Origin of the sequence: Paenibacillus sp. JJ-223 (assembly GCF_927798175.1) — a bacterium.
GTDB lineage: Bacteria > Bacillota > Bacilli > Paenibacillales > Paenibacillaceae > Paenibacillus > Paenibacillus hubeiensis.
In genome coordinates, this window is the sequence record NZ_CAKMMP010000001.1 from 302,106 (window position 1) to 325,907 (window position 23,802).

Annotated in this window: 16 protein-coding genes; 13 read left to right on the top strand and 3 right to left on the bottom strand. The window is 47.0% G+C overall.

Annotation, left to right across the window (positions count from 1 at the left end; translation table 11 throughout):
• Positions 1 to 69 precede the first annotated feature (69 nt).
• A complete protein-coding gene (locus L6H98_RS01250) occupies positions 70 to 3,261 on the bottom strand; it encodes an ATP-binding protein (RefSeq protein ID WP_236412305.1) in 3,192 nt (1,063 codons plus the stop codon).
• Between the two features lie 373 nt (positions 3,262 to 3,634).
• Here L6H98_RS01250 and L6H98_RS01255 point away from each other — a divergent pair, with 373 nt between their 5' ends.
• The 5 genes from L6H98_RS01255 (at position 3,635) to L6H98_RS01275 (ending at position 7,359) form a co-directional block, all read left to right on the top strand.
• Complete coding sequence (locus tag L6H98_RS01255; protein ID WP_236412306.1) at positions 3,635 to 3,775, top strand: YjcZ family sporulation protein; 141 nt, start codon at positions 3,635 to 3,637, stop codon at positions 3,773 to 3,775.
• A 214-nt stretch (positions 3,776 to 3,989) separates the two neighbouring features.
• Positions 3,990 to 4,874 (top strand): TetR/AcrR family transcriptional regulator, encoded by an 885-nt coding sequence (locus L6H98_RS01260; RefSeq protein WP_236412308.1) that lies wholly within the window; start codon positions 3,990 to 3,992, stop codon positions 4,872 to 4,874.
• 224 nt (positions 4,875 to 5,098) lie between these two features.
• Positions 5,099 to 6,331 carry a cytochrome P450 gene (locus L6H98_RS01265; protein ID WP_236412310.1) on the top strand — a complete coding sequence of 411 codons (1,233 nt, stop codon included), beginning with the start codon at positions 5,099 to 5,101 and terminating at the stop codon, positions 6,329 to 6,331.
• Between the two features lie 96 nt (positions 6,332 to 6,427).
• A complete protein-coding gene (locus tag L6H98_RS01270; protein ID WP_236412312.1) occupies positions 6,428 to 6,676 on the top strand; it encodes a ferredoxin in 249 nt (82 codons plus the stop codon).
• Positions 6,677 to 6,783: 107 nt separating this feature from the next.
• Positions 6,784 to 7,359: a YetF domain-containing protein gene (locus tag L6H98_RS01275; RefSeq protein ID WP_236412313.1), complete on the top strand. Its 576-nt coding sequence runs from the start codon at positions 6,784 to 6,786 to the stop codon at positions 7,357 to 7,359.
• Between the two features lie 53 nt (positions 7,360 to 7,412).
• On the opposite strand, the gene L6H98_RS01280 is transcribed toward L6H98_RS01275, so the two are convergent.
• The gene (locus L6H98_RS01280) at positions 7,413 to 8,480 is read right to left on the bottom strand and encodes a LacI family DNA-binding transcriptional regulator (RefSeq protein WP_236412315.1); all 1,068 of its coding nucleotides are present in this window, start codon (positions 8,478 to 8,480) and stop codon (positions 7,413 to 7,415) included.
• Between the two features lie 462 nt (positions 8,481 to 8,942).
• On the opposite strand from L6H98_RS01280, the gene L6H98_RS01285 reads away from it, so the two are divergent.
• The 7 genes from L6H98_RS01285 (at position 8,943) to hmpA (ending at position 20,309) form a co-directional block, all read left to right on the top strand.
• Positions 8,943 to 9,878: an ABC transporter permease subunit gene (locus L6H98_RS01285; protein WP_236412926.1), complete on the top strand. Its 936-nt coding sequence runs from the start codon at positions 8,943 to 8,945 to the stop codon at positions 9,876 to 9,878.
• Positions 9,879 to 9,893: 15 nt separating this feature from the next.
• On the top strand, positions 9,894 to 10,775 hold the full coding sequence (locus tag L6H98_RS01290; protein WP_236412317.1) for a carbohydrate ABC transporter permease: 882 nt from the start codon (positions 9,894 to 9,896) through the stop codon (positions 10,773 to 10,775).
• 56 nt (positions 10,776 to 10,831) lie between these two features.
• The gene (locus L6H98_RS01295; RefSeq protein WP_236412319.1) at positions 10,832 to 12,442 is read left to right on the top strand and encodes an ABC transporter substrate-binding protein; all 1,611 of its coding nucleotides are present in this window, start codon (positions 10,832 to 10,834) and stop codon (positions 12,440 to 12,442) included.
• Positions 12,443 to 12,540: 98 nt separating this feature from the next.
• Entirely contained in the window at positions 12,541 to 14,022 is a 1,482-nt protein-coding gene (locus tag L6H98_RS01300; protein WP_236412320.1) for a glycoside hydrolase family 32 protein, read from the top strand.
• Between the two features lie 19 nt (positions 14,023 to 14,041).
• Entirely contained in the window at positions 14,042 to 14,938 is an 897-nt protein-coding gene (locus tag L6H98_RS01305; RefSeq protein WP_236412322.1) for an ROK family protein, read from the top strand.
• A gap of 275 nt (positions 14,939 to 15,213) precedes the next feature.
• Complete coding sequence (locus L6H98_RS01310; RefSeq protein WP_236412324.1) at positions 15,214 to 18,882, top strand: GH32 C-terminal domain-containing protein; 3,669 nt, start codon at positions 15,214 to 15,216, stop codon at positions 18,880 to 18,882.
• 206 nt (positions 18,883 to 19,088) lie between these two features.
• Positions 19,089 to 20,309, top strand: a complete 1,221-nt coding sequence (gene hmpA / locus L6H98_RS01315) for an NO-inducible flavohemoprotein (RefSeq protein WP_236412327.1) — start codon at positions 19,089 to 19,091, stop codon at positions 20,307 to 20,309.
• Between the two features lie 158 nt (positions 20,310 to 20,467).
• Here the strand turns inward: hmpA and L6H98_RS01320 are convergent, their stop codons facing one another.
• A complete protein-coding gene (locus tag L6H98_RS01320; RefSeq protein ID WP_236412328.1) occupies positions 20,468 to 21,286 on the bottom strand; it encodes an AraC family transcriptional regulator in 819 nt (272 codons plus the stop codon).
• 316 nt (positions 21,287 to 21,602) lie between these two features.
• Here L6H98_RS01320 and L6H98_RS01325 point away from each other — a divergent pair, with 316 nt between their 5' ends.
• A complete protein-coding gene (locus L6H98_RS01325; RefSeq protein ID WP_236412330.1) occupies positions 21,603 to 23,795 on the top strand; it encodes an alpha-galactosidase in 2,193 nt (730 codons plus the stop codon).
• Positions 23,796 to 23,802 lie beyond the last annotated feature (7 nt).

Here is a 23,802-nt window from a genome sequence, read left to right on the forward strand (position 1 = left end):
TGGAAATCCGCTGCTTTACTTGTAAATAAGTCATCCAGGTCGTTTCTTTCTATTCATTCACAGACTGCATCAATGTCGATTTGAATTTCTGTTTATGTCATAAACGTTTAATGGGTTGAAAGAATCCTTAATCACCTGCGAATCGGCCGGGATTTTAAAAGAAACGGTGGTACCTTGATGTTTAACGCTTTGGATGACCAACCCGCTGCCAAAGGTTTGCATCAGTCGACGGTTCGTGTTGTAAATTCCGATTCCTCTGTCCCCCGGATGAGGAGCATTCAGCAATTGGGCGACGATTTCAGGTTCCATCCCAGGCCCGTCATCTTTCAATTCAATCGATATCGAGTCTGTATCCCGAGCAATTCGAATCCATACTGTGCCTCCGTTGACTTTTGTCATCATACCATGCCGAACGGCATTCTCCACGATCGGCTGAATGGCCAGCGGAGGGATGAGGGCGTTCACTTCCGAGTCAACCTCCCATACGACGTTAAGACGATCTCCATGCCTCTCTTTTTCTACGTATAAGTAAGCTTGCACAAGCTCCAGCTCCTGCTGCAGCGGTACCAGCCGATCCCGATTTCCGTAACTGAAACTGATTTGCAAGTAGGAACTGAATGACTGCACCAGGTTCTGCATGCGTTTAATATCGATGTCGCTAAGCGCCACGATCGTATTTAACGTGTTGAACAAAAAGTGAGGGTGGATCTGTGCTTGCATATAAGCAGCTTCCATTTGCATGCGGTCGTCGACCGTATGCTTCAATGTGATCAAGGAATGGATTCGGTATCTTAATTCCACCGGATCAACCGGCTTCGTTACATAATCGTTAGCACCGGACTGAAAACCGGCATACACATCGGCCGGTTCGCTTCGAGCCGTTAACAGCAGTACAGGAAGTTCTGAAGCATTATAACGGGTTCTTACAGCGCGAGTAAGGTCATAGCCTGACATTTCCGGCATCATGACGTCCGTAATAAGCAGATCCCAGGATTGCGAACCGAGAAGCTCGAGCGCTTCGGCAACCGAAACTGTACATCTCAAATGGTACGGTTCTACAGAGAGCAAGCCGGCCAAAATTCTCAAGTTTACAGGGTCGTCATCCACAGCCAAGATCTGAACGGGATGTTTTTTCGACAGAAAGGCTGGCGGCATTCCCATCGAATCATCATTTTTATTGAATTCTTGGCTAGCTGTTAGCTCGTAGTAAGCATCTTCCCCGACTACCGGCAACACTGTTTGCGATACAAAGCGATCTGCAGCAGTATCCGCCAGCGGCAGGGTAAAGGAAAACGTCGTTCCTTTTCCCGGTTCGGATGAAACGGTAAGTTCGCCGCCGTGCAGCTCTACGAGCTCCCTGCTGATGTTCAGGCCAAGCCCGATTCCCTGCGCCTCGTTTAACCCCTGATCGCCTTGTTCATATCGAAGAAATACCCGCTGCATCGTTTCTTGGTCCATCCCGACTCCTGTATCGGATACCACGACGGTCATTGTACTGCCGTTTGCAACGGCTGATACGGTGATGGAGCCCTTCTCCGTGTACTTTATCGCATTGTGCACCAAATTAATGAAAACTTGACTCAACCGTTTCTCATCTGCCTGAACGACGGGGAGCGAATCCGGAATATCCATGATCAGCCGGACAGGTTTGCCTTCGGTCATATATTTTAATAAACCGAACACCCCTTTGACGACGGAAACGAGGGAAACGCTGCTGGTCTGCAGCTGGATTCGTTTCTCCTGAAGAAGGATGGCATCCAGTAAGTCATTGATCAAATACGACATCCGGCGGCTGATCGTAATCAAAAGGTTCAGGTCTTCGTTGCTCTGCTTGCTAAGCTTTTCTTTCTCGCGTTCTGCCAGACCGATGGAAATATTCAATATTCCGTGCAGCGGTGTCCGTAATTCATGAGACGTATTGGCTAGAAAACGATCCTTCATTTGGTCCGCCATCTTCAGCTTGCCGTTCAATTTGCTGATTTGGCGGACATTACGAAAATACTGCTTGAACCAGTAGGCGGAAAAACCGATAATGGCTGCAAGTACATCGACCGGATAATACACAGCAGGCAGCTCAAATTTTCTCCCTATAGACCCCCCCCAGAGTGAACTTGCTAATACGCCGCTGGCCGAAAGAAGCAAAAATATGGAGCCTTCCTTGCGTTTTATGACCATCTTGGCGAATAACAGAAGCGAGTGCAGTATGGGGAGTAGGTAAAATATGCTAAACACCCGGTACTTTGAGAGAAAATGAACCCAAGGCACGGGGGCGATGAAGATCACAGCCGTGTACAAGACAAAAAACGAACTGAATATCGTAAACCATATTCTAGGCTTCGATGAGGTAATGCTACGGCTCAGTTTCCAGATAAAATAGGACAGCAAGGAGTACGAAAGCATGGCTAATTTGACTTCCCATTCATAGTTGATCGGAAACCATCTAACCAATAGGGTGTCGTTGGATAGTACAACGGTTAAAGCGGCTGCGATCAGCAGCAAGAAGAAATCAAGAATGGACCGCTGCTTCGGATTGAATGTGTACAAGATGAAAGCATATACGCCGTGGAGCATCAAGACAACAAACATGACAAGCTGAAGGTCCACGGAGGTTCCGTTTTCCTTCTGGATCGCGATGTGTGTTCCGAACTTGATCGGTTTTACTATACCTCCCAAAAATGGATGTTCATTGTTCGCGACACGGATGATGATATCCAGCTCACGAGCATCAGGGTCAGGCATGTAATCGACGATGAAAGAGCTGCGGTTCGGGAGGTAGGAGGCTTGACCGTCTTCCCCCGTCATTCCCATTCTGGCTACGGTTTCACCGTTGATGTCTACCGTAGCGGCAGATTGGATGGCCTGTACCCATAATGATATGGGAACCGAAATCGGGCGATCCAGCAATATACGGAGCCGATATGTACCGTTACCTAATGAAGATGTGGCTCCATTGGCGCTTTTCCAGTCCCCGGGTACTTCTACATAGGTCTGCTTCGCTAGCTCTTTCCATTCTGTTTCATTGATTAGCGCATTCGAATAAAAGGCCCAGTCCCCATTTAAGTTGATAGGCTTTGAATTTATCAGATCCCAGCCTCTTAGATCCAAAACTCCGCCGGCGGCTTTCGGTTGATCTGAAGGAGGAGCATATGTATCGAGCCAAAGCCAGCGGATTCCCAAGAGGATGCTTAGGAAAATAACAAATACAACAATGTGCAGGAATAATTTGGCAACTTTAACACGATGATGTTTTTTGGTGGGCATTATGTTTAACATTCCTTTTAACAACGTATTGTCTGAATTCTCCCACTTCGATAGTGGCGGGTGCCAAAGTAGTTACATTTCTCACATTCAAATATAAATGTAACGATTTCAAACGTAAAGCTGTTTTCGGCAGTTATGGTGATTTTTGATCTTTATAAAGATTTTAACATATGAAGTGACTCCCGAGGATTTGCCGCAGGATATTGCCGTAAAAAGGTGGTTCTAACCCGTAGTGGTGAAAGGGTACAAGACGGAGTGACATATCGAGTTATATAGGCGCTGCAGTTTCTTTAAAGCCCTTTTTCCAAGTAGCCTTGTCAATTCGGATGTACATGAATAATCTATTCTATACCACAAAAGAGGAGGAAGAAGAATGAGTGATGTTGGGTACGGCAATGGAGTAGGAAGTGGAAATGTAGGAGGAGCAGGTGCATACGGTGGCTTTACCTCCATCGGCGCAATTCTTGTGCTCTTTATTTTGTTGGTTATTATCTCCAAGGCCTTTTTGGTCTAATATGTAACTCCGTTTCTTGCTATAGCTGCGAAGCTAGAATATGATCAAGATTGAAAGTCGCTGAAATAGCGGCTTTCTTTTATGTTTTTTACAAGAGTTTTAAGGGATTGTTGAGAGCAGCGGATGCCCGGTGTTTGGATTGTCTCCTCTTTCAGGTTCATTTATGATGGAATCAAACATCGTATCTCCAATAAAAAAGGGGCGTAGACAAAATATGAGCAGTCGCAAACAAAGTTTGTTGGAAAGCGCTCTTTCCCTATTTATAGAGCATGGCTTCGCAAACACAACGATTCAAATGATTTTGGACCACTCCGGCGTGTCCAAAGGAACATTTTATAAATTTTTCCATTCGAAAGAAGACTGTTTGTATGCTATTTTGGACCAGCGCATACAAGAAGATATTTTGATAAGGCGAGAGCTGGAACAACATCACTATCACTCGGACTTTGATTTACTTGTGGATCAGATTGCGGTTCCAATGTCTGCACCTGAGAAAGATCGAATTTGGAGCCTCTACTGGAGCGGATTTTACTCTGGGGAAATTGATTCTGCCAATCTAGCAACGATGCAGCTCAAGTGGCTCTCATCCCGACTTGTACAGGTGTTCGGGAAAGAATATGGTTTATATGCTAACGAAGGAGCCATTTTATGTTTTGGCATACTACATCAAATTACCAACACATCGAGAAGCTTCAAGATTGCAAAACCGGATTGGAGCGAAGTGGTCCCAAAGGTACTAAAGTATATCGAAGTCATTTTAAAAACGATGCTGCAGCGAAACGAACATCTCTTTGATTTTCAATCATTGCATTTTTTGGAGGGTGAAAGCCATCATCATATAAGCATAGAAACATTGTTAGATGAGCTTGAAGAGTTCAACGAGCTTGTGCAGAAGTCGGATGAATCCATAAGATTAAAACAACTTGCTGAAGGGGTCTTGAAGATGTTTCGGGACAAGGAAAACTTTAATGCCTCCGTCATTGAGGTTGTGCTCCGAGCATTTTATAAAGAATGCACATCAAGTGAATTCCATATGAAAGCGAACAGACTAGCTGAATCATGTTGGCTATATTTAGATCAAATCGATAAACAAACTTAAATTCCAACAGATTGGCGCATGCCAATCTTTTTTTTGTTGGTAATATACGGTCAGTACATATATATAAACCTTTTATTTATTGAGAAATTCAAGGTGTGATTCTGTAAATTTGAAATAAATTATACGGGTAGTATATAATTATCTTACACAAGAATTTTCCATTTTTACTATCAACTTCTCTGTGAGGGGACTCTCTTGTGAAACCAGGATTGGAGGTTCAAGGCATGAATAAAGAAGTCGTCTCAGTTCCAGCGATCACGCAATTTAAAACAAGATCCGAAGAATTCTTTCCTCTCCATTGGTACAAAAAAATGCTTGAAGAGAATCCCGTTTTTTATCATGAAGAAACAGATACTTGGAATGTTTTTCGCTACGATGATGTCAAACAGGTATTAAGTGACCACGAATATTTTTCGGCTGAAGGCACGAGGACCATTCTTGAGGTAGGAGCTAACAATAAGGAAGGAGCTGTCCCTGAAAAGATTGGCATTTCAAGCATGGATCCGCCCCGACATCAAAAATCCCGTTCGCTGATCTCGGCTGCATTTACACCTCGCAGCCTCAAAGTTTGGGAGCCGCGTATTCAACAAACGATTAATCACCTGGCGCAGAACATGGAGGGGAATACGTTAATCGATATTGTCGAGTCCTACGCCACCCCAATTCCTTCGATGGTCATGGCTGATCTGTTGGGGGTCCCCATGGAGGATAGCCATCTCTTCAAAAATTGGGTCGATATTCTATTCCAGCCTTATGACCAAAAAGACGAACAAGCGATTCAAAAAAAGAAGCAGCATGCAGCTAAAGCGTATTTCGAACACATCTATCCCATCGTGGTCCATAAGAGATCCCATCCGGAAGAGGACATCATATCCGATCTGCTGCAAGTCGAGGTGGATGGCGAAAAATTCACGGATGACGAAGTGGTCCGAACAACCATGCTGCTTCTGGGAGCGGGAATTGAAACAACAAGCCATATGATCTCAAGTATGTTTTATTCGTTGTTATATGATGATCCGACAATCTATCAAGCATTGAGGCAGCAGCCCGAACTGGTAACCAACACCGTTGAAGAAATGCTTCGCTATCGTTTTCATATATCCAAAAGGCACCGCACCGTTAAACAGGACAATGACGTATTAGGCGTAAACCTGAAAAAAGGAGACCTTATTATTGCTTGGATGAGCGCAGCTAATGTGGACCAGCAGATGTTCGAGCACCCCTTTACATTGGATATCCACCGGAAAAACAACAAAAAAAATCTTACTTTTGGCATCGGACCTCATTTTTGTCTTGGTGCTCCACTAGCCAGACTAGAACTCAATATCGCTCTCACAACGTTTCTTGAAAGGTTCTCGGAGATTAGACCGGAAGAATCCTTTATATTGGAAAACCATTTAGCAACATCTGCTCCTGGACAAAGTTTGACCCATCTTCCGATGCATGTAATCCGATAACGGATACGGCAGTCAGGCTGATTGTAAAACGGGAGAGGTCTATAGAAGATGAAAGATACGCCATAACTTGTGCGTTTAATCGGGGAGGTTTACACGGTGACCAGATACGCCTGTGTTGAAAAAGATACTTGCATTGCGTGTGGAGCATGCGGAGCTACCGCTCCCGATCTATTCGATTATGACGATGAAGGTATAGCCGAAGTGTTTTATCTAGAAGACCGAAATAGAGGTATCACGCCGATTGAAGATGAGGACCTAGTGAATGACTTAATCGATGCTATAGATGGTTGCCCTACGGATTCGATCAAAATGCAAGAGCGTCCATTTGCCGTTATCGAAAGTTGAATTTGGCTCTCGCCGGCTTCCTCCAGACTTTGCGATGGAGCTTTTCTCATGATTTCCTTTATTTTGGGGAACGCTTGTAGAACAGTGAAACATCGGGAGGAATGCAAATGTGGATGATATTCTGGAGCACGATTTTTTTAGCTTGCATCGGCACGCTCTTTTTAAGGATTGCGGGGCGGAAGTCCATCTCACAAATGACGATTCCTCAAATCATCATTTTATTGAGCATTGGCACGGTGCTTGGCACTCAAGTAAGCGGGAAGGGGATGAAGGAAACGATTCTGGCACTTGCCGTTTTTATCGGTTTCCTCATCCTTGTTGAATGGATTACTTTACGCTCAAACGTTATGGAGTCGATCTTAAAGGGAAAAAGCGTGTCGGTGATCCGTGAAGGTAAGCTTGACACGAACAATTTGCGCAAGCTGCGAATTTCTGTTGACGATCTGGAAAAGCGCCTGCGCATGGCAGGCATTTCTCGAGTTGAAGATGTAAGGTCAGGTACCATTGAAAATAACGGAGAGCTTGGCTATGAGCTGTACCCCGAAGCCGCGCCGGTAACGAGAAAGGACTTGCAGCGAATGTTCGAGGCCTATTTTCCTCACCCTGAAACGGAACCCCTATCCGGAGAGAGCGGCCTTCAAGCAAAACTTCATGTTGAGGAGAAACCCCGCCAATTTCAATAATGCTCTGAATCATAAACCGACTCGCTGAGAGTCGGTTTTTCTTTTAGATCGGATTAACCCGTTACAAGAGTAGAATTGGCCGGCATAATTGCGGGCGTCGACTCCCGTATAATCGGTTTGGTCGCAATATGCGAGACCTGATAAGGTTGTTCCGGGTTATCGATCCGGGATAACAGCATCTCGGCCGCTTTGATCCCCATTTCGTTGCTGTAAATGTGCACCGTCGTTAACGGAGGTTCAATAATTCTTGATTCGGGTGCGTTATCGAACCCGCATACCACAATATTTTGCGGAACCGTCACCTCTCTTGCTTTCAAAGCCTTGATCAGTTCGACCGCAATGAAGTCATTCGCGCATACATAAGCGGAAGGCAAAGACTCCAGCGCGGCTACGCGCTCGTTCATCCAACCAGGCTTCGAGAAGAACAGCCGATCATTATCCGTAATGCAGTGGGATGGATCGACCTGCAGCCCCGATTCGAGCATCGCGCGTTGATAGCCCACCCATCGTTCATTGAAGCTTTTGCAGTGATTATAGTCTCCGGCGAACCCGATGCTTTTGTAGCCGCTATCAATTAATTTTTTGGTTAACTGATAGGTGCTATGTTCATTCTCCATCAGCAGCAGGTCGGCATGAAAATCCGGATAACAGATGTCGGAAGCACAATCGATAAAGATCGTGGGGATGCCGAGCTCCGTGATGAGACGGGTATATTCCAAGTTGAACAATTCGATGCAAATGATGCCGTCCACCTTTGAAATATCAAAGTTGTTCGGAAGCGTCAGCGCGTCTTGGTCGACTTCACGCACGATATGGATCGAGAGATTATACCCCTCGGCACTGATCCTTTTTTCCAGACCGCTGATTAACAACGATCCAAAATGAGACGTATTGGGCAGGTTTTCGGTTAACAGGGCGATATTGCCCGGCGTTTTGCCCAGGACATGCTCGCTTTCCATATAAGCGAAGTGTTTATATTTTAACTCAATGGCTTTTTTAACGACCCGGTTCCGCGTCTCTTCCGGAATGTTTCCGCTGTCATTCAGCGCTTTGGAAGCCGTATTTCTGGAGATGCCCAGAGCATCCGCAATGTCCTGTATTGTGACTTTCTCTTTTGCCATGTCGTGCTTCACCTCTAATGATCAATTAGTCATCCCCAATGATTATCTAAGTCAAATGTATAATATATCGGAGCAAATAGCAATCTCGACTTTACATATGAACAATTAAATTTACATTTTGAATATTGACGGTTCCATTTTTTGTGGTTTTGTAGTTAGGGGTTATACGATATAAAACAGGTTGGTCCTCGTTAAGACGAGAAGAAACAGGTTTGGAAAGACGATTTCAGGGCTGTGAGTTCACAATCCCATCTAATTATGAGCGAAAAAACGCAAAAGAAATTAGCAAATGCACAATTATTTTTTTACATTATGTATTGACTAAACGAGAGGTTTCCTGATAAATTGTAAAATATCAAATGAGCAATTGTAAATATTGAAAGCCCTTTCTATGAGCAATTGTCAACTTCATCAATGAACGGAGGTAGCGTGGTGGATAACACAGTGGACACCAAAAAGGGGATGGAAAGGGGCCTGAGGGAAAGGCCGTCCATCGGTCATGCATGGCAGCGGCTCAAAAAGAACTATTTTTTGTATGCATTGCTTGCACCAGCCCTGATCCTGACGTTGGTTTTCAAATACATTCCGATGTATGGAGCCATTATCGCATTCAAAGATTTTAGTCCGATCAAAGGGATTATGGGCAGCGATTGGGTGGGATTGAAGCATTTCGAGAAGTTTCTGGCATCGCCCAATTTTGACGTCATTTTCATGAATACGCTTAAGCTCAGCTTTTTGGGATTGATATTCAGTTTTCCGGTGCCCATTCTGCTGGCGCTCATGCTGAATCAAGTGCGCAAAGCCGGAGTGAAGAAGAACATCCAATTGTTTCTGTATGCGCCCAATTTCATTTCGGTCGTGGTTGTTGTGGGCATGCTGTTCATCTTTTTATCACCGACCGGGCCAGTGAACCAATTCGCCATATGGATTACCGGTCAGCCCATCATGTTTATGTCCGAACCCGAATATTTCCGCTGGATATACATTTTGTCCGATATCTGGACCGGAGCGGGCTGGTCTTCGATCATTTATGTGGCGGCTTTGGCCAACGTCGATCCGGAGCTTCATAATGCAGCCAATCTGGATGGAGCCAATCTCCTTCAGCGTATCCGCCATATCGATCTTCCGACCATTCGTCCGATTATGGCCATCGTGTTTATTCTTGCTGCCGGCGGGATCATGTCCATCGGGTTCGAGAAGGCGTATCTGATGCAGACATCCATGAACCTGCCATCCTCCGAAATTATTGCAACGTATGTTTACAAGGTCGGATTGCAGTCCGGGGATTACGCCTATTCTGCGGCGGTAGGATTGTTCAACTCCGTCATCAATGTGATATTGCTCGTTACCGTAAATCTCATCGTGAAAAAATTGAACGAAGGCGAAGGCCTTTACTAGAAAGGAGTGTTACCTATGGCAATCAAACCTACGGGACTGGACCGTCTGATTCTTGCGTTAAACGCCATCTTTCTCACCTGCGCCGTACTGGTTGTGGTCGTTCCTCTGATTTACATCGTCATCGCTTCATTCATGGACCCGACCGTGCTTCTTAACCGCGGATTGTCCTTCAATGTATCCGACTGGAGTCTGGACGGATACCAGATGATTCTGTCCAATCCGGCCATGATTCGAGGTTTCGCGAATGCGGTGCTGTACTCCGTTTCGTTTGCCTTCGTGACCGTCACGGTCTCGATCTTTGCAGGTTATGCATTATCCGAGGAAAGGCTGGCCGGACGGGGATTCTTCATGGTTCTGTTTATCATTACGATGTTCTTTGGCGGCGGCTTGATTCCCACCTATCTGCTCGTGCGCAACCTCGGCATGCTGGATACCGTCTGGGCCATCATCATCCCGGGAGCGGTTAACGTCTGGAACATCATTCTCTCCAGAACTTTTTTCAAAGGGGTACCCAGGGAACTCAAAGAAGCCGCGAACGTAGACGGCGCGTCCGACATGAAAATTTTCTTTCAGATTGTCATTCCGTTGTCCAAACCGATCATTTTTGTCCTCGCTTTGTACGCGTTCGTAGGGCAGTGGAATTCTTATTTTGATGCGATGATTTACCTGGATAATCCCAACCTTCACCCGCTGCAGCTCGTCCTGCGCTCCATTCTGATTCAGAACCAGGCTGCACCGGGCATGATCAGTGATCAGCTTGCGATGGCGGAGCTCAAACGGCTCTCCGAGATGATCAAATATTCGGCCATTGTCATTTCAAGTCTGCCGCTGATCATCATGTATCCGTTTTTCCAGAAATATTTCGAAAAAGGTGTCATGGTCGGTTCACTGAAATAGTGAACTGCCTGAGATACAGCAAGTTGGGTCCAACAATATACCATGGAGGTCACATCATGAAAAAAGTGAAAACATCCAAAAAAGCCATTACAGCGGCATCCCTTTCCATGTTGTCCGCCGTCTTTCTGCTCTCGGCCTGCGGCGGCGGGGACGGAGGAGGAGCAGCGAGCAAAGCCCAATCCCCCGACGGAAAAGTGACATTGAATTTCATCACGCAGAGCTCTCCGCTGGCTCCGGCCGATCCGAACGAGAAGCTGATTAACAAAAGACTTGAGGAAAAGACCAACGTGCATATCAACTGGAAGAACTATACGAGCGACGTGTTTGCGGAAAAAAGAAATTTGGCGGTCGCCAGCGGAGATTTGCCGGATGCCATTTTTGACGCAGGTTACGGGGACTATGACCTCCTGAAGCTGGCCAAGGACGGAGCGATCATTCCGCTCGAAGACTTGATCGAACAATACATGCCTAATCTGCAAAAGGTGCTGGCAGAGGCTCCCGAGTACAAGAGCATGATCACGGCTCCGGACGGGCATATTTATTCGTTCCCTTGGATCGAGGAGCTCGGAAGCGGCAAACATCGGATACAGGCTGTGGATAACTTGCCCTGGATCAATGTCGAATGGTTGAATAATCTGGGGCTGAAGATGCCGACGACCACCGAAGAATTGAAAGACGTATTAATTGCGTTCAAAACGCAGGACCCGAACGGCAATGGGAAGGCCGACGAGATTCCGTTGTCTTTCATTAACAAGCCGGGCGGAGAAGATCTGACATTCCTCTTTGCCGCATTCGGACTCGGGGAGAACTGGGACCACACCGTGGTGACCAACGATGGAAAGGTGGTCTTTACGGCAGCCGATGAGGGATACAAGGAAGCGGTGAAATATATCCATGAACTGGTCAAGGAAGGTCTCGTGGACGTGGAAGCCTATCAGCAGGATTGGAATACGTATCTGGCCAAGGGGAAAGACCACAGGTACGGCTTGTACTTCACTTGGGATAAAGCCAACATTACGGGCATGAACGATACCTATGACGTTTTGCCTCCGCTTGCCGGCCCTGATGGAGAGGTCAATGTCACAAGAACGAACGGGATCGGGCTCGACCGGGGACGAATGGTCATCACGAGCAGCAATCAAAATCTGGAAGCGACGGCGAAGTGGGTGGACCAATTGTACGATCCGCTCCAATCCGTGCAAAACAACTGGGGAACGTATGGCGATGAGACGCAGCAAAATATTTTTGAATTCGATGAAGCCAAGGGCATGCTGAAGCATCTGCCGCTGGAAGGGGCTGCACCCGTCGAACTTCGGCAAAAAACGAGCATTGCCGGACCGCTGGCGATTCTCGACAGTTATTACGGCAAATACACGACCAAACCGGAAGATGCCGCCTGGCGCATGGAACTTCTGGATCGGGTGATGGTTCCGCATATGAAAGCGGATAACGTATATCCAAGCGTATTTTTCTCGATCGATGAGCTCGACCGCCTGTCCACCATCGAGACCGATCTGTTTGCTTATGTGCTGCGCATGCGCACGGAGTGGTACCAAAACGGAAAAATCGAGCAGGAGTGGGATGCTTATTTGAAGGAACTCGATCGTCTCGGGCTGCAGGAATGGCTGCAAATCAAACAAGCGGGATATGACCGCAATACCCAATAGAACAAACTGGACGCGGAGGCTTTGCCATACATGGCTCTTGGGTGAGTCAAGGTATCGGAGCCTCCGGCAACCTGTTTGATACAAAGGAGAGAACCAACATGTCTACAATATCAACTTCCGATTACCGGGGCATCTATCATTTCTCACCGAAGGAGAAGTGGATGAACGATCCCAATGGCATGGTATTTTTTAAAGGCGAGTATCACTTGTTCTATCAGCATCATCCGTTTGGCACAACGTGGGGTCCGATGCACTGGGGACACGCCGTGACCAAAGATCTGGTCGCCTGGGAAGAGCTTCCTGTCGCCTTGTCGCCGGATGAACACGGGATGATCTTTTCCGGCAGTGCTGTGGTGGATTGGAACAATACATCCGGATTCTTCGACGATGAGCCGGGACTGGTGGCTATTTTTACTCATCACCTCGAGGTGCCGAACGGTGATCCGATTCAGCGGCAGAGCCTTGCGTACAGCAAGGACAACGGCCGAACGTGGATCAAATACGAGGGCAATCCGGTATTGGAGCACGAATCGATCGTGGATTTCCGTGATCCGAAGGTGTTCTGGCATGAGCAGACCAAGGGATGGGTGATGATTGTTGCTTGCGGCCAAACGGTATGCCTGTATCGTTCTCCCAATCTGAAAGATTGGACGCTGGGCAGCGAATTCGGCGCAGGCATCGGTTCGCATGACGGCGTGTGGGAGTGTCCGGATCTGTTTCCATTGGCAGTGAACGGGGACGCAAAACAGGAAAAATGGGTCATGCTTGTCAGCATCGGTGCAGATCCTGCTTTCAAAGAAGGCTCCCGAACCCAGTACTTTACCGGAGATTTCGATGGGTCGACATTTGTTTCGGATGACGCTTCCCATACCGTTCGCTGGATAGATCATGGCCGGGATAACTACGCAGGAGTCAGTTGGTCCGACATTCCGGCAGAAGACGGCAGACGCCTGTTCATGGGCTGGATGAGCAACTGGATGTATGCCAACCAAACGCCAACAGAAGGTTACCGCGGCGCCATGACGATTGCCCGGGAGCTGACTTTGGAGATGAGGAACGGAGAAGTTACCTTGATTCAGCGCCCTGCCCGCGAGCTGGAGCAAGCGAGAACGCCGATTTTGACCTTGCAGGACGTATCGATCCGGGAGGCGAATGCGCAGCTGAACGCTTTGCAGCTAGTAAACTATGAAATTGAGGCGAAATGGGCTTCCGAGTTCTCTGTTCAATTTGCATTGAGAAGTAACGCGAGTAACCAAACGGTCGTTGGCATTGATGCAAGTCAGGGTGAAGTGTACGTCGATCGCAGTCGATCAGGCATCGTCGGTTTCCATGAACATTTCGTGGGACGTCATGCAGCGAGTGTTCAAGCAGTGGATGGGGTTCAACATTTGCGTATCTATGTGGATTCTTCATCGGTTGAGGTATTTGCCCACGATGGTCAGGCCGTGATTACCGATCTGATCTATCCGGATGCAGAGGCCAAGGGAATCTCTGTTCATGCCGATCATGAAGACCTGGTCTTCTCATCCCTGCATATCTACGAATTGTCTCCCATAAAGGGGAACGGCAAACGGAACTAAAGGAAAGGCGGACAGGTAAATGCGTATTGGGGCCATAGAAGCGGGCGGAACGAAATTTGTATGCGGCGTAGGCAACGAGCGAGGGAGCGTGGAAGACTGGTGCAGCTTTCCGACGGAGCATCCCGAGACCACGCTTGCCAAGGTGTGCGATTATTTCAGGGATAAAGGAGTGGACGCGATCGGGATCGGTTCCTTTGGTCCGATCGATTTGCAACCGGATAGCCCTACGTATGGTTACATTACGACAACCCCCAAGCCGGATTGGAGCAACTGCAATGTTGTCGGAGCCTTGAAACGTGAATTCCCGGTTCCCTTCGGATGGGATACGGATGTGAATGCAGCGGCACTCGGCGAGATGACATGGGGAGCTGCACAGGGGCTGGACAACTGTGCGTATTATACAATCGGCACAGGCGTTGGCATCGGGTTGATCGCCGGAGGAAAAAGAGTCCACGGGTTGCTGCATCCGGAGGGTGGACACATGCGAACAAGGCGGCATCCGAAGGATCGCTTTGCCGGCATTTGCAAGTACCATGGCGATTGCCTGGAGGGACTGGCCGCGGGACCTGCCATTGAAGCTCGCTGGCAGAGCCCCGGCAGCGAACTTCCGATCGACCACCTGGCGTGGGAGATCGAATCCTTTTACATTGCCGAATCCATCACGACGACCATCCTGCTGCATTCGCCGCAGAAGGTGATCCTGGGCGGCGGGGTCATGCAGCAGGATCATCTGTTTCCCATCATCCGGAAGCAGGTTGTGCAAAATCTGAATGGTTATGTAAACATGCCGGAAACGGTGCGTGATATCGACCGATATATTGTCCCTCCCGGATTGGGACAACGCGCAGGCTTGTGCGGTGCGCTAGCCTTGGGCCTCGAAGCGCTTGAACAAGCAGCGGCAGCTTCATCCTTTTAATTGTAAGCACGTCCCGGAAGGACGGATGCAGATTCGCTTATTTGCATAAGGGAGTGCACCGTCCTTTTTGGGCTATAGTCTTTACCATCAGGAGAAATGAGGGGATGCTCATGAGATTCATTTTCAGATCTATTGGCTGTGTTCTTTTATCATGTGTCCTTGGTTCCGCTTCCGTGGAAGCGTATTCAACACCTTCCGCTGGAGACAAGGTTGCTATGCTGCAGAGAGAACCAGCAGTCAAACGGTCAGATATACCACATACGGAGGCGGTTCAAATGATGACTGACGTGTCCAGGGCAGCAACGAATTTGTCCGGTTGGACCTTGCACGGCAAAGGCACTCTTGAGGATACGAATGAAGGACTTCATTTGGCTTCCGATGCGGAGGAGAATGCAATGGCCTTATCGGCCACGCGGGCCGATGATTTTGTGTATGAAGCTGACTTGATGATCAAGGATATGAAGGCAGATGCCAGCCTTGTTTTTCGGGCTGATGATACGGGTTGGTCTTCTTATATGCTGCAGGTGGTTCCGCAGGCCGGTGTGATCAGACTAAGGGATGCCGGCGGAAAGTCGGGATCATTGTTTGAAGAGCATTCGGTAAGCGTGGAACCCGGGAGGATTTATCATCTGAAAGTGAAGGCGGTCGGCGAGAGTCTCCAGGTTTTTTGGGATGGCCGATACGACCCGGTGATTGATGTAAAAGACAGCGCCTATGCATCAGGGAAACTGGGGCTCCACGTATGGGACGGATCAGCCTTGTTCCAGAATGTTCAGGTCAGTTCCATGAACGGTAACCTGGGCAAGCCGATCCACAGTACCGGTGACTGGCAGCCTGATGTGAAAGGATTAAGAGGTAAAGGAACCGTTCAAGGGAAAACGCGGATGATTTACGAGAAAACGGCAGGCGATGTCGTATATGAGGGAAGCATGTCTCTGGCAGCCCCGACGTCCTCCGCGGCATTGTTATTCAGGTCAAATGCGGAGGGGACAGAGGGATATGAAGCGGCCCTCATCAGGGAAGGGGAAGAAGTTCGGGTGCAGCTTCGAAAAGCCGATGGTACCGTACTCGCGAGCTCGGATCGCAAGTACCCAAGTCAATCGGGAGCAAGACATCATATCGAAGCGGTCGTCTTCGGCAGTCTGATCAAGGTGTATGTGGATGGATACGCGGCTCCGGCGATTGAAGTCACGGATTCAAGCTATGCTGATGGATATGCCGGACTGGTTGTTGAACAAGGCTCGGCTTATTTTCAGGACGTGTATATGACGGAAGAGTCGATGTATTACACGGAAAAATACCGTCCCCAATATCATTATTCTCCGATGCGGGGATCGGCAAGCGATCCGAACGGGCTGGTCTATTTTGAGGGGGAGTATCACTTGTTTCACCAGGATGGAGGGACCTGGGCGCATGCCGTCAGTACGGATCTTATAAAATGGAAGCGTTTACCCATTGCCCTGCCATGGAATGATCTGGGTCATGTATGGTCAGGGTCAGCGATTGCCGATCTGCACAATGCCTCCGGCCTGTTCTCGGATTCCGGCGGAAAAGGCCTGATTGCGTATTACACATCCTATCATCCGGATAAACCCGGCGGCAATCAGCGCATCGGTCTCGCATACAGCACGGATCAAGGACGGAATTGGCAATACGCTGAAGACCGTCCGATCGTCATCGAGAATCCCGGCAAACATGGCGAAGACCCGGGCAGTTGGGATTTCCGTGACCCGAAGGTAGTTCGGGACGAAGATCACAACCGCTGGATCATGGTGGTTTCGGGCGGGGACCATATTCGTTTTTTTACCTCAACCAATCTGCTCGATTGGACGTTGACGGATAACTTCGGATACGGGGAGTACGTTCGTGGAGGTGTATGGGAGTGTCCTGATCTGATTCAACTGCCTGTAGACGGAACGGATCAGCGTAAGTGGGTGCTTATGATCAGCACGGGAGCTAATCCGAAGACTCAGGGATCGGATGCGGAATATTTTATAGGCGAGCTCACCGCTGAAGGGAAATTCCTGAACGATCATCCGGCGGGGAAAGTACTGCGAACGGATTTCGGCAAGGAGTTTTACGCGTCGATGTCATTCGCGAGCATGCCGGATCAGCGCAAAGTGATGCTTGCGTGGATGACGAATTGGGATTATCCGTTTGATTTCCCAACCGCCCCTTGGAAAGGTCAATTGACGATTCCGAGAGAAGTCTCTCTCCGGACAACGGATGAAGGAGTGCGGCTGGCGCAAACACCCATCGCTGAACTGCGGGCACTGCGGCAAAATCTGTACAGTGCACAACCATTCAGAGTTGGACCGAAATCGCAGAATCTGCTTCAAGGTCTGGCTGCGGGAGCGTACGAAATTGAAGCTGAAGTGGAAATTCCGCCAGGCAGTTCTGTAACCGAGTTTGGTTTTCACCTGCGCCAAAGGGAAGGGCAAAAAACGACAGTGGGCTACAAGGCCGAAAAGCAGATGATGTTCGTGGATCGCACCAATTCGGGGGATTCGGGTTTCTCCGGTTTATTCACCAAAGTTCATGAGGCACCGTTACAACCTGAACATAATAGAGTGAAGCTTCGCATATTTGTCGATGAATCTTCCGTCGAAGTGTTCGGCAATGACGGCAGAGTTGTTTTCTCGGATGTCATTTTTCCGGATCCGGCTGGAAGGTCGATGGCGTTCTACAGCCTTGGTGGAGATGTGAAGGTCGTTTCAATGAATGTGTACGCCATGAACAATATCTGGAGGGAGGGCATGTCCTCCAATCCGCAGGTTGTTGCGGATACGCAGAGAAGAACGATGAATGTTGGACAGGACATAAGCCTTTATGCTTCCGTTGAGGGCGGGTCAGGCAAAGGGGCTCAACCGTTGAAATGGACCGTAAGCGATCCGGAAGTCGTGAACGTCGTTTATGCCGACAAGACGCATGCTACGATTCGTGCCGTAGGTAAGGGAGAAGCTTGGGTGACGGCTTCGACGGCCAACGGCAAAGCTTCTGCAAAGATACCCATCGCGGTAACTGACGGCGAATTCCATACCAATTTATCCGGCTGGCAGGCGGATCGGCCCTCTGCCCAGTGGTTTGTATCGGACCATGGCATACAGGGAAGCGACCGCAGCGACTCACAGTATATTGCACAAGAGACGGCGGGAGACTTCCGATATGAGGCTGACATGCAGCTGGACCCGGAAGGAGGAGCCGGTTCCCTTCTGTTTCGGGCAAGCGAGGATGGACGAAGCGGTTATTACCTGAACATCGATCCCAACTTGCAGGCGATTCGTCTCTTTTATAAAGTGAACGGAGCCTTCGAGAATCGGCAGGTACTTGCCCGCGTTCCAAGATTCATTCGCGGTGGTCAAACCTATCGCATCCAAATTCAGGCGGAAGGTACTCGTATTCGGGTTGATGTGGACGGCAAGCAAATCATGGACGTTCAAGATGGCACGTTTGCAGAGGGTCACTTCGGTGTTCATGCCTTTGGCGGAAGTGCGTCTTTCCAGAACGTGAACGCCTTTGATATGAAAAAAGCGGACTTGAAGACCGTGACGATTCGCAATGCAGGATATCCTGTTGCCATGCAATCCATTCCAACCCCGGAAGGCGAGGTCGTGAACGTGGGAGCCGAGACGGATCATGAAGCCGAGCGCTCGATGTGGATCCTTATGCCGACCGGCGACGATTCCGGCTCTTATTCGATCCGAACGATAAACGGGCTGTCGCTGGATTGGGATGTTGGGCAGAATCGTATCCAGCTTTACCCGTATCTGGGGTACCCTAATCAACGCTGGAACATTTCAAAAAACGATGATGGAACGATGCGCATTACAAGCGTGCACAACGGGAGTGCGCTCGGCGTGTCAGAAGATGGTACAACGCTGGTGATGAATGAACCCCGTTTTGAGGATGAGCATCAAAAATGGAATGTAATACCCGGCCGTTGACCGACGCAAGTCAGTGGGTTCATTTCTGAACGAACTCTTTTGGCAATCCGATCAGATGGTAGGCGGCAATATCGCGTTGGCTCCATTCATCCAATGGTTTGAAGGAAAGAAAAGAATGACGCTGTCCGTAGACGTATACCATTTCATGGGTTTGGAGAAGCTTTTAGCGTTTAACCCCAAATCCAGCTGAAGGAATGGTACGAGATATGCTTGATTCAAAAACAATAGACATCGTCAAATCAACAGCTCCTGTGCTGAAGCAGCACAGTGCTCAAATAGGAAAACGATTTTATGAACGGTTATTCACCAAAGCGCCGGAACTGAACAACATCTTTAATCAGACGAATCAAAAAAGAGGGATACAGCAGGAAGCGTTGGGTTATGTCGTTTATGCAGCCGGAGAACATATTACCAACCTGGATGCGTTGACTCCTGTTATCCGGCGAATTACGGAGAAACATCGAGCGATCGGAATCAAACCCGAGCAGTATGCCATCGTAGGCGAAACGTTGCTCGAAGCTGTCCAGGATGTTTTGGGTGACGCTGCCACGGATGAAATTATTACCGCTTGGGGGAAAGCTTACAACTACATTGCGGATGCATTTATTCGGATCGAACAAAGCTTGTATGAGGAGACCGAGCATCAGTCGGGAGGTTGGGCCGATGACCGGACCTTTATCGTAGATCGAAAGGTTAAGGAGACGGAAGACGTTACCTCGTTTTATTTAAAGCCGCAAGATGGCCAAGCGATTGCCAAGTACAAGGCCGGCCAGTATTTGACGATAAAAGCAAACATACCGGGCGAAAAGTATACTCATATTCGCCACTACAGTCTGTCTGATGCTTCGGGAAACGATGTCTACCGAATTACCGTGAAGCGTGAAGATGCAAGTCATAACGACCCGGATGGAATCGTATCCAATTACCTGCATGACCATGTTCAAGTCGGCGATGCTTTACCATTTTCCGCTCCTGCCGGCGATTTCATTTTAACGACTGCAGACGCACCCCTTGTTTTGATCAGCGGCGGAATCGGAATTTCGCCTTTGTTGAGTATGTTAAACACGGTTGTCAGGGAGCAGCGTGATCGTCAGGTAACCTTTATCCACGCAACGGCCAACAGCAACACACATGCCTTTAGGGAACACCTGCTTGAAATGGAGAAGAATCACCCGAATGTGAAGTCATTGGTATGCTACTCGTCTCCGACTCCGCATGATCGAGAATCACATAACTACGATGTAGAGGGACGAATAGATCTGAACGGGCTGCAATCCGTCGTTCCGTCCAAAAAAGCGGATTTCTATATCTGTGGTTCTATTCCGTTTATGGAATCCATGTATCGAATGTTGACAGAGTGGGGTGTGCATCAGGCTAACATCCATTACGAAGCATTTAGCCCCCTGGCTATGTTAGGCGAGGAATAGCATCGTGAAACGTTAATGGTTATATTTGGTTAAGACTCTGTTTCGTAACATTGAAAAAAACAAATATCGAACTGACGCCGGTCCTTGATCGGCGTTAGTTGGGAAAGTTTTCATGAAAAGTCGCTAAATTAGCGACTTTTTCGTTTTGAGGCAGCTTTCTAAAGCAGCATATTTCTAAATTCTGATGGTGTGCAATTTTTTGCCTTTTTAAAATTTTTGGAAAACAAAAGGACATCGTTATATCCGACCGACCTGGCGATATCTCCAATTTTGAGTGAAGTATTGGTCATTAAATAACATGCTTTTTCAATTCTAAGATGGAGTAAAAATTGCTGGGGAGACTGATGAATGTATTGCTTAAACAGACGATGCAAATAGGAACGATCAATAGAAATGTGTCTAGCGACATCATTTACCGTAATATGATGTGCATAATTCTGATCAATGAAATGCAATGCATCTTCAATATACTTCTGTTGTTTTACTTCACTAGGGACTTTGATATTCGGGTAAAGTTCACACAATTCATACAAAAATTCATAAAGTTTTGCCGTCAATAAAAAGTCTCTGTTCGAAGTCAGGGACGTCAGACTTAGAATACGATGCATACAATCAGCCAGATTGTGCGTTTGATCAAAACTAAAGATCGGATGATCTATAGATAAACTCGTTCGAAGCAAATATTCTTTTGCTTTTATTCCACTAAAACCAATCCAAATATATTCCCAAGGATCATCAGCATCTGCTTCATAATAAATTAAAACATTCGGCTCTATCAAAAAAGCTTCTTGTTGTTCGAGGTGATAAATTTTGTCATTAACTTTAAAAACACCTTTTCCTTTTAATACATAGTGAATCATATATCCGCTTCGAATCGCAGGACCATAAGAGTGTCCTCCCATACAAGCTTCTCTACCGCATGTGTACAAATTAAGATCCAGATTATTGCGGGAATGATTGGAGAAACTGGCGGCCATTCTTGTCACCTCTCTTTAAAACGCTGAAAAGTTATCACATTCTTTAATAGTCAGTCTACATTATTCCATATTCATTGTCCATTTAAACCATTAGAATAAGAGCATACTAATTATTGTATAGCAACTAATTCATTGTTTAATCCTAGGTAAAGCAATAACTAAAGCGCTATCTTTCATTACGTTGTTATATCGTTGTATTCGTTGTGAGATGATTCAAGCTGATTTGTAATTCCACATTTTTCTTTCTTGCAGCTTGGTTCCATCTATTCCCAAAACCTTATCAATTATAGTTTTAATAATATGCAAGGAGGATTCTATGGCAATCCACATTAATGGCGATCAACGGTTATTTCATTTACAAGGGAAAAATTCCAGCTATGTAATGCAGATCGTTCGTGATGGATATTTAGCTCATTTATATTGGGGAAAAAAAGTGAATACCTATCGTGGAAGCAACAAAATTATTTATATGGATCGAGGATTTTCGCCTAACCCGGATGCCTCTGATCGAACATTTTCACTCGATACGCTGCCCCAAGAATATCCAGCCTATGGAAATGGAGATTTTAGAACACCGGCTTATCAAATACAGTTAAATAATGGATCAACGCTGACGGATCTTCGTTACAAAGAGTACAGGACATATAAAGGAAAACCCAAGTTAAACGGACTGCCGTCTACTTATGTAGAGGACGAAGAAGAAGCAGAGACACTGGAGCTTATCATGGAGGATAAGTTGTTAGGATTGACTGTGACACTATGCTATAGTTTGTACCCTGAATTAGATGTGATCACAAGGTCGGCTCATTTTAACAATGAAGGAACACAACGCTTGAAGATCCTTCGGGCACTTAGTGCAAGTGTTGATTTTCGGGATGATGAGTACGAATTGATTACATTATATGGTGCTCATAACAATGAAAAAAATATCGTGAGGCGCAGCATTGTTCCAGGGATTCAACTGGTTGATAGCTGCCGGGGCGCGAGCAGTCCTCAACAAGCACCGTTTCTATCGTTAGTACGAAAAGGAACTGATGAGGATCAAGGGGAAGTATATGCGTTTAACCTCGTTTACAGTGGCAATTTTACGGCTCAAGTTCAAGTGGATCCCTATCGCAATACGAGAGTGTCCATAGGTATTAATCCTTTTGATTTCTCATGGCTGTTAGAACCTGGGGAATTATTTCAAACTCCTGAAGTTGTAATGGCTTACACAGCAAATGGGTTGGGTGATATGTCCAGAATCTATCATAAGCTCTACAGTAAAAGATTATGTCGTGGAACATTCCGAGATAAGTTGCGGCCAATACTAATTAATAATTGGGAAGCTACTTATTTTGATTTTAATGCGGAGAAAATTGAAGAAATAGCTGTGGAAGCAAAAAAAGCAGGTATAGAGCTGCTTGTATTGGACGATGGATGGTTCGGAAAAAGAGACGACGATAACAGCTCACTTGGGGATTGGGTTGTCGATCAGCGTAAACTTCCAAATGGATTGCTGGACCTCGCAACTCGGATTTGTGATCTCGGACTGGAGTTTGGATTGTGGTTTGAGCCTGAAATGGTTTCAATAGACAGCGATTTATATAGAAAACATCCAGATTGGTGTTTACATGTTGAAAATCGCCCTTCCACACTAGGCCGAAACCAACTTGTTTTGGATTTAACCCGTGAGGAAGTGTGCGATTACATCATCGAATCCGTGTCCTCTGTTTTATCAAGTGCACCGATTACCTATGTGAAATGGGATATGAATCGACATATGACGGATTTGGGTTCAGCTGCTTTACCACCGGAACGACAACGTGAAACCGCTCACCGATATATGTTAGGTCTTTATAAAGTAATGGAAGCAATCACATCAAGGTTTCCTGATGTATTGTTTGAGAGTTGTTCTAGTGGGGGCGGGCGTTTTGATGCCGGTATGCTTTACTATATGCCTCAAACATGGACGAGTGATAATACCGATGCGATGTGTCGGTTGAAAATTCAATATGGTACAAGTCTGGTTTACCCGCCAATTACAATGGGAGCCCACGTTTCAACCGTCCCTAATCATCAAGTGGGAAGAATAACCCCGTTGGAAACAAGAGGACATGTCGCAATGGCTGGTAACTTTGGTTATGAGCTGGACCTTACAACCATTACAGAACAAGAAAAAGAAGAAATTAAAAAACAAGTTGCTTTATATAAAGAGATTCGGCCAATTATCCAATTTGGAAGTTTTCATAGAATACTCAGCCCTTTTGATGGAAATGAAGCCGCATGGAACTTTGTTTCCGATGATCAATCGGAAGTCGTCGCGAGTTATTTCAAAGTGCTTTCGCAACCGGCTGCATCTCTTCGAACGATCAAATTTAAAGGGTTGAATCCAGATTTTATGTATAAAAATGTCGAGACTGGTGAACTGTTTGGTGGAGATGAGCTTATGCATGCAGGGCTCACATTGCCAAGGATTAAGCAAGACTTTCTAAGTATGTTCTGGAGATTTACAAAACATCCTAATTGAACAGTCA